This window comes from Amnibacterium endophyticum, from assembly GCF_042680685.1.
Classification (GTDB): Bacteria; Actinomycetota; Actinomycetes; order Actinomycetales; family Microbacteriaceae; genus Amnibacterium; species Amnibacterium endophyticum.
Genome location: NZ_JBHUEA010000011.1, coordinates 1 through 13,552 on the forward strand (window position 1 = coordinate 1; position 13,552 = coordinate 13,552).

The 13,552-nt window shown below is 75.5% G+C and carries 11 protein-coding genes, 1 tRNA gene and 1 pseudogene; 5 read left to right on the forward strand and 8 right to left on the reverse strand.

Features of this window, described 5'->3' with window-relative positions; genetic code table 11:
* The 6 genes and pseudogenes from ACFSBI_RS08375 to ACFSBI_RS08400 form a co-directional block, all read right to left on the reverse strand.
* Positions 1–543, reverse strand: a pseudogene (locus ACFSBI_RS08375) (hypothetical protein); the annotation flags it as partial.
* A 98-nt stretch (positions 544–641) separates the two neighbouring features.
* Positions 642–1,619 (reverse strand): ribose-phosphate diphosphokinase, encoded by a 978-nt coding sequence (locus ACFSBI_RS08380; protein WP_377933916.1) that lies wholly within the window; start codon positions 1,617–1,619, stop codon positions 642–644.
* Positions 1,616–3,049, reverse strand: a complete 1,434-nt coding sequence (gene glmU / locus ACFSBI_RS08385; RefSeq protein WP_377933918.1) for a bifunctional UDP-N-acetylglucosamine diphosphorylase/glucosamine-1-phosphate N-acetyltransferase GlmU — start codon at positions 3,047–3,049, stop codon at positions 1,616–1,618. The genes ACFSBI_RS08380 and glmU overlap by 4 nt, the downstream gene beginning before the upstream one ends.
* A 62-nt stretch (positions 3,050–3,111) precedes the next feature.
* Positions 3,112–3,183 (reverse strand) — tRNA-Gln (locus ACFSBI_RS08390).
* 137 nt (positions 3,184–3,320) lie between these two features.
* A complete protein-coding gene (locus tag ACFSBI_RS08395) occupies positions 3,321–4,733 on the reverse strand; it encodes an APC family permease (protein ID WP_377933920.1) in 1,413 nt (470 codons plus the stop codon).
* 515 nt (positions 4,734–5,248) lie between these two features.
* Positions 5,249–7,012 (reverse strand): ABC-F family ATP-binding cassette domain-containing protein, encoded by a 1,764-nt coding sequence (locus tag ACFSBI_RS08400; protein WP_377933922.1) that lies wholly within the window; start codon positions 7,010–7,012, stop codon positions 5,249–5,251.
* 195 nt (positions 7,013–7,207) lie between these two features.
* Between ACFSBI_RS08400 and ACFSBI_RS08405 the strand changes: the two genes are divergently transcribed.
* Genes ACFSBI_RS08405 through ACFSBI_RS08420 form a run of 4 tightly spaced genes read left to right on the forward strand, consistent with a single transcriptional unit; the run spans position 7,208 to position 10,258 of the window.
* A complete protein-coding gene (locus ACFSBI_RS08405; protein ID WP_377933924.1) occupies positions 7,208–8,263 on the forward strand; it encodes an NAD-dependent epimerase/dehydratase family protein in 1,056 nt (351 codons plus the stop codon).
* A complete protein-coding gene (locus ACFSBI_RS08410) occupies positions 8,260–8,961 on the forward strand; it encodes a glycosyltransferase family 2 protein (RefSeq protein WP_377933926.1) in 702 nt (233 codons plus the stop codon). Before ACFSBI_RS08405 ends, ACFSBI_RS08410 begins: the two co-directional genes overlap by 4 nt.
* Positions 8,961–9,581 carry a TIGR04282 family arsenosugar biosynthesis glycosyltransferase gene (locus tag ACFSBI_RS08415; protein ID WP_377933928.1) on the forward strand — a complete coding sequence of 207 codons (621 nt, stop codon included), beginning with the start codon at positions 8,961–8,963 and terminating at the stop codon, positions 9,579–9,581. Before ACFSBI_RS08410 ends, ACFSBI_RS08415 begins: the two co-directional genes overlap by 1 nt.
* A complete protein-coding gene (locus ACFSBI_RS08420) occupies positions 9,578–10,258 on the forward strand; it encodes a methyltransferase domain-containing protein (RefSeq protein ID WP_377933930.1) in 681 nt (226 codons plus the stop codon). Before ACFSBI_RS08415 ends, ACFSBI_RS08420 begins: the two co-directional genes overlap by 4 nt.
* Positions 10,259–10,293: 35 nt before the next feature.
* Here ACFSBI_RS08420 and ACFSBI_RS08425 read toward each other — a convergent pair whose 3' ends face one another.
* Positions 10,294–10,854 carry a hypothetical protein gene (locus ACFSBI_RS08425; RefSeq protein ID WP_377933932.1) on the reverse strand — a complete coding sequence of 187 codons (561 nt, stop codon included), beginning with the start codon at positions 10,852–10,854 and terminating at the stop codon, positions 10,294–10,296.
* Positions 10,851–12,086 (reverse strand): molybdopterin-dependent oxidoreductase, encoded by a 1,236-nt coding sequence (locus tag ACFSBI_RS08430; RefSeq protein WP_377933934.1) that lies wholly within the window; start codon positions 12,084–12,086, stop codon positions 10,851–10,853. Before ACFSBI_RS08430 ends, ACFSBI_RS08425 begins: the two co-directional genes overlap by 4 nt.
* Positions 12,087–12,151: 65 nt before the next feature.
* On the opposite strand from ACFSBI_RS08430, the gene ACFSBI_RS08435 reads away from it, so the two are divergent.
* Positions 12,152–13,519: a glycosyltransferase 87 family protein gene (locus tag ACFSBI_RS08435; protein ID WP_377933936.1), complete on the forward strand. Its 1,368-nt coding sequence runs from the start codon at positions 12,152–12,154 to the stop codon at positions 13,517–13,519.
* Positions 13,520–13,552: the final 33 nt, after the last annotated feature.

Below are 13,552 nucleotides of genomic sequence, written 5' to 3' on the forward strand. Positions count from 1 at the left end.
CCCCCGACTTGCTGCGGGGCGGGGCGCGCGGGCGACCAGCGCCGCGCGCCGCACCGCGGCGCCCGGCGGGGGCCCGGCCGGGGCGGCGGGGGGACGCACCGCGGCCGCGGCGCCGCCGGCCCGGACCACTGCCGTCTCGAGGGCGTCGGCGCTCCACCCCGCCACCGCGACCGCGACCGCCTCGCGCTCGGCGGGCGCGTCGAGCACGCCCAGCGCGGCGGCGCGGTGCCGCGGCGCGTTCGTGTGCAGCCGGATCCAGCCGTCGCGGGCCCGGTAGTCGCCCGCGACCGCGTCCCACGGCGACGGGACGCTCCAGCCGACCGGTGTCACCGCCTGCCGGAACCAGGCGGTGACCGCCGCCGCGTCGACCTCGGCCGCGGTGCCGGTCAGCGCGGCGACCGAATCGACGAACGCGGCGACCGCGCCGACCGCGAGCGACTCCACGTCCCAGGCCCCGCCGAAGCGCGCGGACCCGTGCGCCCGCGCGGCGGGCGCCTGCCCGAGCAGCCGGGCGGCCTCGACCTGGACCCCGGGCGGCGTCACAGGTCGATCCTCGCTTCGGCGAGCCTCCCGCACCAGGGGCGGTCGGTGCTCGTGCTGCTCTCAGGCGCTGGGAGCAGCACGAGCACCGACCAAGGGGGTCAGGCGGCGCCGTTGAACATGCTGGTGACGCTGCCGTCCTCGAAGACCTCGTGGATCGCCCGCGCGATCACCGGCGCCATCGACAGCACCTCGAGCGAGTCGAACCGCTTGTCGGGCGTGATCGGCAGCGTGTCCGTCACGATGACGCGGTCGATGGCGGGCGAGGTCAGCCGCTCCACGGCCGGGTCGCTGAAGATCGCGTGCGTCGCCGCGACGATCACGCCGGTCGCACCGTTCGCCTTCAGCGCCTCCGCGCCCTTCACGATCGTGCCGCCGGTGTCGATCATGTCGTCCACGAGCAGGCACATCTTGCCCCGCACGTCGCCGACGATCTCGTGCACCGTCACCTGGTTCGGCACCGCGGGGTCGCGGCGCTTGTGGATGATCGCGAGGGGGACGTCCAGCCGGTCGCTCCAGACGTCGGCGACGCGGACGCGCCCCATGTCCGGCGAGACGACCATCAGGTTCGACTTGTCGACCGTGCGCTCGATGTGGTCGACCAGGACCGGCATCGCGAACAGCTGGTCCAGCGGGCCGTCGAAGAAGCCCTGGATCTGCGCGGCGTGCAGGTCGACGGAGATGATCCGCTCCGCGCCCGCGGTCTTGAACAGGTCCGCGATCAGGCGCGCGCTGATCGGGTCGCGCCCGCGGCTCTTCTTGTCCTGCCGGCTGTACGGGTAGTACGGCACGACGGCAGTGATGCGCTTGGCCGAGGCCCGCTTCAGCGTGTCGATCATGATCAGCTGCTCGATCAGCCACTCGTTGACCGGGCCGCCGTACGACTGGATGACGAAGGCGTCGCAGCCGCGCACGCTCTCCTCCATCCGCGTGTAGATCTCACCGGAGGCGAAGGTGCGCGTCTCGACCGGCAGCAGCGCGGTGTCCAGCTCGGCCGCCACCGCCTCGGCGAGCTCGGGGTGGGACCGCCCCGCGATGACGACGAGGCGCTTCTCGCCCTTGGTCCTGATGCCCGTCATGCCCCGGCGTCCTCCTCCTGCGCCCGCGCTGCAGCGCGGGCGGCCTCCGTGTCCGGCCGGTGCTGCTCCACCCAGCCGGCGATGTTCCGCTGCGGCGCCACGTTCACGGCGAGCGACCCGGGCGGCACGTCCTTGCGGACCACCGTCCCCGCACCCGTGTAGACGCCGTCCCCGATCGTCACCGGCGCGACGAAGACGTTGTGCGACCCGGTGCGCACCGCGTCGCCGACGGTCGTGCGGTGCTTGTGCACGCCGTCGTAGTTCGCGGTGATGGTGTTGGCGCCGATGTTGGAGCCCTCCCCCACCGTCGTGTCGCCGATGTAGGAGAGGTGCGGCACCTTCGAGCCGGTGCCGATCTCCGCGTTCTTCGTCTCGACGAACGTGCCGATCTTCCCGTGCGCGTGCAGCACGGTGCCCGGGCGCAGGTACGCGAACGGGCCGACCTCCGCCTCCGCGCCGATCACCGCGAGGGTGCCGTCGACCCGGTTCACGCGGGCGCCCTCGCCGACCTCGCAGTCGACGAGCGTCGTGTCGGGGCCGATCACGGCACCCCGGCCCGCGATCGTCGCGCGGCGCAGCTGCGTGTTCGGGAGCACCTCGACGTCCTCCGCGAGCACGACCTCCGCGTCGATCCAGGTCGTCAGCGGGTCCAGCACCGTCACGCCGGCGAGCTGGTGCCCCCGCACGATGGCGTCGTTCATCCGCCTCGCGACCGCGGCGAGCTGCACGCGGTCGTTCACGCCCGCGACCTCGTCGACGTGCGCCTCGACGGCGCCGACCGACTCGCCCGCGGCACGGGCCGCGGCGACGAGGTCGGTGACGTACCGCTCGCCCTGCGCGTTGCCGCTGCCGAGGGCGCCGAGGCGCTCGGCCAGGCCGGCGCTGCGGAACACGTAGACGCCCGCGTTGATCTCGTCGACCGCCCGCTCCGCCTCGGTGGCGTCGCGGTGCTCGACGATGCGCTCCACCAGCCCGGACGGGTCGCGCAGCACGCGGCCGTACCCGGTCGGGTCGGCGGGGCGGGCGGTGACGAGCGAGACGCCCAGGCCGCCGCCGCGGTGCAGGGAGAGCAGCGGTGCGAGGGTCGCGGCGCCGATGGCGGGCACGTCGCCCGACAGCACGAGCACGTCGCCCTCGAAGCCGTCGAGCGCGGCGACCGCGACCTCGAGCGCGCGCCCCGTCCCGGGCACCTCGTCCTGGTCGACCACGAGGGCCTCGGGCGCGTGCTCCGCGACGGCGGCGGCGACCAGCTCGCGCTCGTGCCGCACGACGACGGCGAGGCGGGCGGGCGCGAGGTCCTGCGCGGCCCGCAGCACGTGGGCGAGCATCGGCAGGCCCGCCAGCTCGTGCAGCACCTTCGGCCGGGTCGAGCGCATGCGGGTGCCCTGGCCTGCGGCGAGGACGACGACCGCGAGCGGGGAGGTGGTCACGCGACTCCTTCACGTCGGACGCGGTCGGCGGCTGGCACAGCCTACGGGGGCGCCGGTGAGGGCTCCGCCCCCAGGATTCGAACCTGGTCCTCACAGCTCCAAAGGCTGTCGTGCTGCCGTTACACCAGGGCGGATCGGCCGCGTCCAGTCTGCCGCAGCGCGCGCGGCCCGCCCCGCGCTCCCCGCCTGCTCCTTCGGCGACGGGTGACGGATCCGCCCCTGCCGGCGTGCAGACATGTCACCGCGGGGCGAATCCGCGGCGGCCCGACGGTCAGCCGATGTCGGAGAGGTCCCCGCTGGCGGCGCGGAGCCGACGGTTCGCGAGCACGGTCACGACCCAGAGCGCGACGCCGATGACGAGCAGCACGGCGGCGATGGAGTACTGCTGCGGGTCGCGGCCGGAGGTCCAGGGCAGCACCAGGTAGACGCAGGCCACCGCGCCGACGATCGGCAGCGCCGTCGGGGTGCGGAAGTGCGCGTGGTCCACGGGCTGCCGCCGCAGCACGAGCACCGCCACGTTGACGACCGCGAACACGCTGAGCAGCAGCAGCGACGTCGTGCCGCCGAGCAGGCCGACGACCGGGTTGTCGGTGCCGAGCGACAGGAAGGTGATCAGCCCCATCGCGAGCGCGGTGGTGAAGACGATCGCGGTCCACGGGGTGCGGCGGCGCGGCAGCACCCGGCCGAGGAGCGGCGGCAGGACGGCCTGCCGGCTCATCCCGTAGATGAGACGGCTCGCCATCAGCATGTTGATCAGCGCGCTGTTCGCCACGGCGAACATCGAGATGAAGGGCAGCAGCGCGGCGATCGGGAAGCCCGGCACCGCGGTCTGGACGACCGTCGTGAGCGGCGTCTCGGACGCGGCCAGCTCGCCGACCGGTACCACCGCGACGGCGACGACCGACACGAGCACGTAGAGCACGGCGGCGAGCGACAGCCCGGTCAGCAGCATCCGCGGGAACGTCCTCGAGGGGTCCTTCGTCTCCTCCGCCATGTTCACGCTGTCCTCGAAGCCGACCATCGCGAAGAAGGCGAGGCTGGTCGCGGTGGACAGCGCGAGCCAGACGGAGCGCCCCTCCTCCGTCTCGAAGAGCACGACGCGGGAGAAGTCCGCCTGGCCGCCGAAGATCGCGAAGGAGCCGAGCAGCAGCACGAGCAGCAGGCCGGACAGCTCGATCAGGGTGAAGACCACGTTCAGCCCGACGCCCTCCGCGACGCCGCGGAGGTTGACGGCGAGGATCAGCAGCATGAACACGAGCGCGACGGCGAGCGCTCCGCCCGCCCCGGCGTCGATGCCGAACGCCGCCTCGAAGTTCGCCGCGAAGGCGACCGAGGCCGCGGACGCGGACGTGATGCCGGAGGACATCACCACGAACATCACGACGAACGTCACGAAGTGGATGCCGAACGCCTTGTGCACGTAGAGCGCGGCACCGGCGGCCTGCGGGTACTTCGTGACCAGCTCGAGGTAGGAGAAGGCGGTCAGCGTCGCCACCGCGAAGGCGATGAGGAAGGGCGCCCATGCGGCACCGCCGACCTCGCCCGCCACCTGGCCGGTCAGCGCGTAGACCCCGGTGCCGAGGATGTCGCCGATGATGAACAGCAGGAGCAGCCTCGGGCCGATCGCCCGCTTCAGCTCCGGCTGGTGCTGCGCCTGCGCGGGTGCGCTCGTCGTCGCGGACATCCCCGGGCCTCCCTCGGTCGTCGTGCCGCTCAGGGTGGCGGTGCCGGGCCGCTCTCGGGAGGTCTCCCAGGCGACTCCTAGCCCGTACCCGGGCTCGCAGCAGCGGTCGGAAACCGGCCCGTGATCCGGCGCCGGACGCAGCCCCGCCGGACCGCATCCGCCACGGAGGGGCGCCGAGACCGGGAGGGACGGCATGGGCGGCGTGGTGGAGGCAGGCTGATGTCTCGCATGCAGGACGGATCGGCGCCGCACGTCCTGCACCTGCCGCATCGGCCTGCATCAGCCGTGCCTCGCCGTCGGATGCGGTGCCCTCACGCCGGATCCGGTGCAGAGATCGCCCAAGCCGGGGCTCCGCATCCGACGCGCGTGCACCGGACCCGACGCCGGACGGCGCCGAGGGCGAGCGGGCCCGCGCCTCCCGGCTCCGGACGACGGAGCCGCGCACGGGCGAGTCCCGACAGCACGGGCGCGAACAGGCGCCCGTCCTGTCGGAACCCGCCCGGGAACGCGCGGGGTCAGGCGGACTCGAGGCGCTCCGCGGTGTCGAGCCACTCGAGCTCGAGGTCGTCGCGCTCGGCCTCGCGCTGCCGGATTCGGGCCGCGATCGACTCGAGGCCCACGTAGTCCGCCTGGTCGTGCGCCGCCAGCGCGTCGTGGTCTGCCCGCACCTCGTCCGTCAGCCGCGCCATGCGGCGGTCGAGCGACGACAGCTGCTTCTCCAGCGCGCGGCGCTCGGCACCCGAGACGCCCGCGGCCGGGGCGTCCTCCACGACCGCGGCCTCGACGTCGCCCATGCGCAGGTACTCGTCGACCCCGCCGGGCAGGTGCCGGAGGCGGCCGCCCACCACCGCGTACTGCTGGTCGGTGACCCGCTCGATGAGGTAGCGGTCGTGGCTGACGACGACGAGCGTGCCCGGCCAGGTGTCGAGCACGTCCTCCATCGCCGTCAGCATGTCGGTGTCGAGGTCGTTCGTCGGCTCGTCGAGGATCAGCAGGTTCGGGCCGTCGAGCAGCACGAGCAGCAGCTGCAGCCGCCGCTTCCACCCGCCGGACAGCTCGCCGACCCGGGTCGAGAGCTGCGAGGACGGGAAGCCGAGCCGCTCGAGCAGCTGCCCGGGCGCGAGCTCCGCATCGCCCACCGCGTACGTGGTCCGGAGGCGCCCGATCACGTCGAGCACCCGGTCGCCGGCGACCTCGTCCAGCTCCGAGAGCTGCTGCGTCAGCCGCCGCACCCGCACCGTCTTCCCCTGCTTCACGCGTCCGGAGGACGGCGGGATCGTGCCGTCGACGAGCCCGAGCAGGGTCGACTTGCCGGCGCCGTTGCGGCCGAGGATCCCGGTCCGCTCCCCCGGCGCGATGCGCCACTCCACGTGCTCCACCACCGGCCGGCCGTCGTAGGACGCGGCTGCGTCGACGAGGTCGACCACGTCCTTGCCGAGCCGCGCGACCGCCATCGAGTGCAGGCGCACGGCGTCCCGCGGCGGCGGCACGTCCTCGATCAGCTCGTTCGCCGCCTCGATCCGGAACTTCGGCTTCGACGTGCGCGCGGGCGCGCCGCGGCGCAGCCACGCGAGCTCCTTGCGCAGCAGGTTCTGCCGGCGGTCCTCCGTCGCCCGGGCCTGGCGGTCCCGCTCGACCCGCTGCAGCACGTACGCGGCGTACCCGCCCTCGAAGGCGTCGACCTCCCGGTCGTGCACCTCCCACATCCGCGTGCAGACCGCGTCGAGGAACCAGCGGTCGTGGCTGACGGTCACGAGCGCGCCCTGGCCGGACGACCACCGCGCGTTCAGGTGCGCCGCGAGCCAGCGGACGCCCTCGATGTCGAGGTGGTTCGTCGGCTCGTCGAGGAACAGCACGTCCGCGTCCCCGATCAGCAGCGCCGCGAGCGCGGTGCGGCGCCGCTGCCCGCCCGAGAGCGCGGCGACGTCCGTCTCGGCGTCGATGCCGTGCAGCAGCCCGCTCAGCACGTCGCGGACGCGGCGGCCGCCCGCCCACTCGTGCTCCGGCCGGTCCCCGACGATCGCGTGCAGCACGGTGCCGTCGGGCAGGGAGTCGCCCTGGTCGAGCACGCCGACGGTGATGCCGCCGCGTCGCGTGACGCGGCCGCCGTCGGGCTCGAGCACGCCGGCGAGGATGCGCATCAGCGTCGACTTGCCCTCGCCGTTGCGGCCGACGACACCGATCCGGTCGCCCGTCTCGAGGCCCAGCGACAGGTCGTCGAGCACGACCTTGGTCGGCACCTCGAAGCGGATGCGCTCGGCGCCGATGAGATGTGCCACGGGGTCCGAGCCTAGGCAGCGCACGGGCCGCCACGGGGTCGAGCAGCCGGGCGCGAGCCTCCCGTGCGGTCCGCAGGTGCAGTTGCGGCGGCACGTGCCGCCGCAACTGCACCTGGCGACCGCACGACGGCGCCGGCCGCATCGGTCGCGCGAGATCCTCAGCCGTCGAGGGAGTCGCCCTGCCAGACTGCGCGGATGCAGGCGCTGCTCGTCACCGGCGGCGCCGGGTTCATCGGAGCCGCCGTCGTGCGCCGCGCGCTGGAGCGCGGGGTCGAGGTGCGGGTGCTCGACTCGCTGCGCGGCGACGTGCACGGGCCCGGCTCGGCCGCACCCGACGGCGTGCGGTTCCTGCGCGGGGACGTGACCGACCCGGACGCGGTCGCCGCGGCGCTCGAGGGCGTCGACGCCGTCTGCCACCAGGCCGCCAAGGTGGGGCTCGGCGTCGACTTCGCCGACGCCCCCGACTACGTGCGCAGCAACGACCTCGGCACCGCCGTGCTGCTGGCCGGGATGGCGGCCGCCGGGGTCCGCCGACTCGTGCTGGCGTCCTCCATGGTCGTCTACGGCGAGGGCGCCTACCGGTCGTCCCGCGGGCCGGTCCCCGTGCCGCCCCGTCGCGAGGAGGACCTGGTGGCGGGCCGGTTCGAGCCCGTCGACCCGGAGACGGGCGAGGACCTGGAGCCCGGGCTCGTCGCCGAGGACGCGCGGATCGACCCGCGGAACGTCTACGCCGCGACGAAGGCGCAGCAGGAGGCCCTCGCCGCCGCCTGGGCGCGCGAGACCGGCGGCCGGGTGGCCGCGCTGCGGTACCACAACGTCTACGGCCCGGGCATGCCGCGGGACACGCCCTACGCGGGCGTCGCGGCGCTCTTCCGCTCGCAGCTGGAGCGCGGCGAGGCGCCGACCGTGCTCGAGGACGGGCGGCAGCGCCGCGACTTCGTGCACGTCGACGACGTCGCGGCGGCGAACCTCGCGGCGCTGGACTGGACGGCGCGGCAGCCGGCCGGCGCGGTGCGCGCCTTCAACGTCGGCAGCGGCGTCGTGCACACGATCGGCGACCTCGCCGCCGCGCTGTCGGCGGCACGCGGCGGCCCGGACCCGGTCGTCACCGGCGGCTTCCGCCTCGGCGACGTGCGGCACATCACGGCCGACTCGTCGCGCCTCCGCGCCGAGCTCGATGTGCCGCCGCCGGTCCCGTTCGAGACCGGGGTGGCCGAGTTCGCGACGGCGCCGCTGCGGTCGGCGCCGTGACCGCGGCGGTCGACGTGGTTCTGCCCTGCCTCGACGAGGCCGCGGCGCTGCCCGGGGTGCTCGCGCGACTGCCCGAGGGGTACCGCGCCATCGTCGTCGACGACGGGTCGCCGGACGGCTCCGCGGAGGTCGCGGTGGCGCACGGGGCGACGGTCGTGCGCAAGCCGCGGCGCGGCTTCGGGGCCGCAGTGCACGCCGGGATCGAGGCCGCCGACGCGCCGCTCGTCGCCGTGCTCGACGCCGACGGCTCGCTCGACCCCGCCGACCTGCCACCGCTCGTCGCGCCGGTGCTCGCGGGCGACGCGGACCTGGTGCTCGGCCGGCGCCGCCCCTCCGCCCGGAGCGCCTGGCCGCTGCACGCCCGGCTCGCGAACCGGGCGCTCTCGCGGGCGATCCGGCGCGCGACGGGCGTCGCGGTGCACGACCTCGGGCCGATGCGCGTCGCGCGCCGCGAGCCGCTGCTCGCGCTCGGGCTGCGCGACCGGCGCAGCGGCTACCCGCTGGAGATGCTGCTCGCGGCCTCCGCCGCCGGCTGGCGGATCCGCGAGCTGGACGTGCCGTACGCCCCGCGCGTCGGGCGCTCGAAGGTCACCGGGACCGTCCGCGGCACGGCGACGGCGATCGCCGACATGCGGCGCATGCTCCAGGAGCACCGCGAGCGCCCATCGCCCGCGGCCACCGCACCGAACGGATCATGATGACCACGTTGATCGTGCTGGCGAAGGAGTGTCTGCCGGGCCGGGTGAAGACCCGCCTGCACCCGCCGTTCAGCCTGGAGGAGGCCGCCCGGCTCGCCGCGGCGAGCCTCGACGACACGCTCGCGATCGCGCAGGCGGTCCGCTGCGACCGCCGCCTGCTCTGGTTCGACGGCCGTCCGCCCGCCGCCGCGGGGTTCGAGCCGCGGCCGCAGCCCGCCGGCGGTCTCGACGAGCGCATCGCCGCAGCGTTCGACGCCTGCCGCGGCCGCACGGTGCTGATCGGCATGGACACCCCGCAGGCCGACCCGGCCGTGCTGCAGGCGGTGCTCGACGACGACAGCGGCGCGCAGGCCTGGTTCGGCCCGGCGACCGACGGCGGGTTCTGGGCGCTCGGCCTGGACCGCCCGGACGGCGCGCTGGTCCGCGGCGTCCCCATGTCGACCGCGCAGACCGGCGCCGCGCAGCGCGCCCGGCTGGTCGAGGCGGGGCTGTCGGTGCGCGACCTGCCGCCGCTCACCGACGTGGACACCGTCGAGTCCGCACGCGAGGTCGCCGCGGCAGCGCCCGGCAGCGCGTTCGCCTCGGCGCTCGCCGCCGTGCGGGACGGAGCGGTCGCGTGACCGTCCTGCCCGGTGCGGAGCCCGCCGAGGCCGCCGACGCCTCCGGATCGTTCGGCGCCGGGGGCGCTGAGCCCTGGGCGCGCTCGCTCCGCGACGGCGGCGCCCTCGCGCTGGTGCCGGAGGGCGGGGTCGCGCAGGATCTCGACGTCTCGCGGTGGAGCGGGGTCGCGGACGACGCGGACCGCTCCGCGATCGAGGGCCTCCGCGGCCCCGTGCTCGACGTCGGCTGCGGCCCGGGGCGGATGATCCGCGCCGCGCTGGACGCGGGCCTCGCCGCGACGGGCATCGACGTCGCCGAGGAGGCGGTCCGGCACTGCCGCGACCTGCTGCTGCCCGTGCTGCACCGGTCCGTCTTCGACCCGCTGCCGCGCGAGGGTGCGTGGGGGTCGGTGCTGCTGATCGACGGCAACGTCGGGATCGGCGGCGACCCCGCGACGCTCCTCGCCCGCTGCGCCGCCCTGCTGGCTCCCGGCGGCGCGGTCGTCGCGGAGGCGCACCCGGACCCCCGGCGCGACGTCGTGTTCACCGGCCGGGTCGTGCGCGACGGACGCAGCAGCGCGCCGTTCCGCTGGGCGGAGGCCGGCGAGCACGCGCTCGTCGACGCCGCGGGGCCGCTGGCGCTCGAGGCCGCCTGGACCGCGGCCGACCGCCGCTTCCTCCGCTTCCGCGCCGTCTGACCGCCGCCGCGACGCCCGGCGGCGGGTCGGGCGGGTCAGTCCGCGCGCGACCTCCTGATCGCTCCCAGCACGATCGCCGCCGCGACCACGACGCCGACGACCGCCCAGGCCGCCGCGAGATGGGCGGCGTAGTCGAAGACGAGCACGGTCGGGTTGCGCGCGCCGAGCTGCTGCGCCCGGATCGCCGGGATCGCGAGCAGGGTGACGCAGAAGCCGACCGCGACCGCGGCCTGCACCGCCGCGAGCGCGCCCCACGGCAGCCGGGCGCTGCCGCGGCGCAGCAGGCGGGCCCCGACGACGAGCAGCGGCGCGAGCAGCCCGTCGTGCAGCACCAGCGCGACGGCCAGCCAGACGCCGATCGCGGGCCACTGCCCGGTCGGCACCCCGGAGACCAGCGCGCCGCCGGCGACGGCGAGGAGGAGCACCCCGAGGCCGATCAGGACGCCCCGCGCCGTCTGCAGACCGCGGCCAGGAGGCGGGGCGGGTCGGAGCTCCGGCGCGGCTCCCTCCGTGTCCGGCTCCGGCGTCACACGCGCCCGGCCGATCGCTCGCGGCAGCGTCGCGAGCGCGACCAGCACCCGGGCCGCGGCGCTCACCGCGCCTCCAGCGCCGCGAGCCACTTGGTCTGCAGCACCCCCGGCCGCGCGGGCGCGATCAGCCGCGCCGGGTAGCCGTGGTCGAGGTGGAGGGTCTCGCCGTTCAGCTCGAGCGCGACGAGGGTGAGCGGGTCGCGCGCGAACTCCGGGCCGAGCAGCACCGTGCTGTAGGCGCCGGCGGCGAAGCTGCGCACGACCACCTCGCGGCCCGCGCTGCCGACGAGCTCGAGCAGGTCCGCGACCCGCACGCCGCGCCAGCTCGCCTGCGTGCTCCATCCCTCGACGCACGCGATGGGCAGCGACGAGGAGTGCTGGGGCAGCGCGAGCAGGTCGGCCCGCGAGAAGACGCGCTCGCCGTCCGCGCCCGCGACGCGGAGGGTCCAGGACGGATCCTGCGCGCTCTCCCGCACCCGCGCCTCGGCCGCGGTCCGGTTCACCGGCAGCCCCTGCGGGCCGTAGCGCAGCCGCCGCGGCGCGAAGGCGTTCAGCGGGGCGAGCGCGGGCGTCGTCTGCCCCGCGGTGGTCGCCACGAGCACCGCCGAGGCCGCGCCGGTCGCACCGAGCACGGCGCGTCGGCTGACCGTCGAGGGCGGCGTGGGCCCCCCGTCGAGCCGGCGCTGGATCGCGCCCGTCAGCCCGCGCGCGGTCGGCCGCGGCCGGCCGAGCTCGCCCTCGCCCTCGCGCGGCACCAGCAGCGCGCCGTCGGCGTCCAGGCTGTCCCGCCTCCGCCACCACCGCACGATCACCGGCAGCTTCACGCCGATGTGGATCGCGAGCGCCCCGATGATCGCCCACGCGAGCGCGAAGTGCGTCTGCCGGAAGCGGAACGTCCACGGGTACCACTGGAACGTGTTCATCAGGCCGATCGCCAGCTCGACGAGCGCGGCGGCGACGAGCAGGGCGATCAAGGCGCGCTCGAGGAAGCCCCGCACGCCCTTGACCGGCGGCCACTGGAACAGCAGCGGCTGCACCGTCCACAGCTTCGCGAGCAGCAGGGGGATCAGGGCGGTGCCGACCGCGTTGTGCATCCCCTGCGTCACGCGGTAGAGCCAGGACGGACGGGTCGGGAACGTCATCCAGGGCAGCGGGTCCTGCAGCAAGTGGCTGTAGAGCCCGGTCCCGAAGCAGACGAGGAAGCCGATCCCGAGCAGGCGTCCGAGCACCACGGCGACCCGCGGGTGCCGGGCCGGTGACGCGGCGGCGCGGCGCACGAGGTCGAAGGCGGTCCTCACCGCTCGATCCTGCCCGCCTCGTGCCGCACATCGGTTCATTCGGAGCGGCCCGGGAGAATGACGGGGTGCGCGCCGCCCTCCCCCGCGTCCTTCCCGTCGCGCTCCTGCTGGTGGCGATCACGGTCCTGACGGTCTGGATCATGGCCGACGTCGGGATCGTCACCCCGCAGCGGCGCCCGTCCTACACGGCGCTCCACGGCGCGTGCTGGATCCTCTTCGGCGCCGCCTGCCTGCTGGTCAAGCGGGTGCCGGACCGGCTCGTCCCGGCGATCGTGACGATCGGCGCGGTGGTGATCGGGCTCGCGGCGCTGACCGGGCAGCCCAACACGAGCACCGACTCCGCCCGGTACAACTGGGACGGCATCGTGCAGAACGCCGGCATCTCGCCGTACCGGTACGTGCCGACCGACACCGCGCTCCAACCGCTCCGACCGCAGTGGCTCTTCCCGGACGGCACCCCGACGGACTCGGGCGGGCTCCGGTGCCCGGGGCTGCGCGCCCGGCCGGCGGAGCAGGTCGGCGCGCCGGGCCTCGTCTGCACGGCGATCAACCGTCCGACGGTGCCGACGATCTACCCGCCGGTCGCGGAGGCGCTCTTCGCCGTCGCCCGGTTCTTCGTGCCGCGCGCCGTCGCCTACTCGCCGACGCAGGTGCTCGGGCTCGTCGCGGTCGTCGCGACCACCCTGCTGCTGCTGCGGACCCTCCGCTCGCTCGACCGCGATCCGCGCTGGGCCGCGGCCTTCGCCTGGTGCCCCTTCGTGACGATGGAGGCGATCGGCAACGCCCACATCGACGGCTCCGCGGCGTTCTTCGCCCTCGCCGGCACCGTGCTGGCCGTGCGCGGGCGGGCGCTCGGCGCCGGCGCGCTCATCGGGCTCGGGATCGCGACGAAGTTCCTGCCCGTCCTCGTCGTCCCGCCGCTGCTGAAGCGGCATCCCGTGCGGCTGGCGGGCGCCGCCGTCGCGGTCGTCGTCGCCGTCTACGTCCCCCACCTGATCGCGGCCGGCGACGCCGTGATCGGCTACCTGCCCGGCTACCTGGACGAGGAGGGGTACGACGGCGGCAGCCGCTCGGCGCTCCTGTCGGCGGTGCTGCCCGACACCGCGGCGACGGTCGGGGCTGCCGTGCTGCTCCTCGCGCTGGCCGTCGTCGTGCTGCTGCGCGCCGACCCGGCGGATCCGTGGGCGGCGCAGGTCCTCGTGATCGGCGGCGCGCTCGTGCTCGCGAGCCCCCGGTACGCGTGGTACGCGCTGCTGCTCGTCCCGTTCATGGCGATGAGCGGGCGCTGGGAGTGGTTCGCGGCCGTGATCCTGTTCTCGATCCCGGTGATCGCGGGGCAGCCGGTGCCGTTCCGCGTCGGCCTCCTGCTCGTCGTGGTCGTCGTGGTGACGGCGGGGGTGCTGCGCCGCCGTCGAAGTCTGAGAACCGACTGACAGCACCGATCCGATCCGGGGAGGCCACCGAAC

Excerpts from the sequence above, each read along its gene's own strand:
- ACFSBI_RS08380 (WP_377933916.1), bottom strand. The coding sequence starts at position 1,619 with ATGACGGGCATCAGGACCAAGGGCGAGAAGCGCCTCGTCGTCATCGCG.
- ACFSBI_RS08395 (WP_377933920.1), bottom strand. The coding sequence starts at position 4,733 with ATGTCCGCGACGACGAGCGCACCCGCGCAGGCGCAGCACCAGCCGGAG.
- ACFSBI_RS08405 (WP_377933924.1), top strand. The coding sequence starts at position 7,208 with ATGCAGGCGCTGCTCGTCACCGGCGGCGCCGGGTTCATCGGAGCCGCC.
- ACFSBI_RS08415 (WP_377933928.1), top strand. The coding sequence starts at position 8,961 with ATGACCACGTTGATCGTGCTGGCGAAGGAGTGTCTGCCGGGCCGGGTG.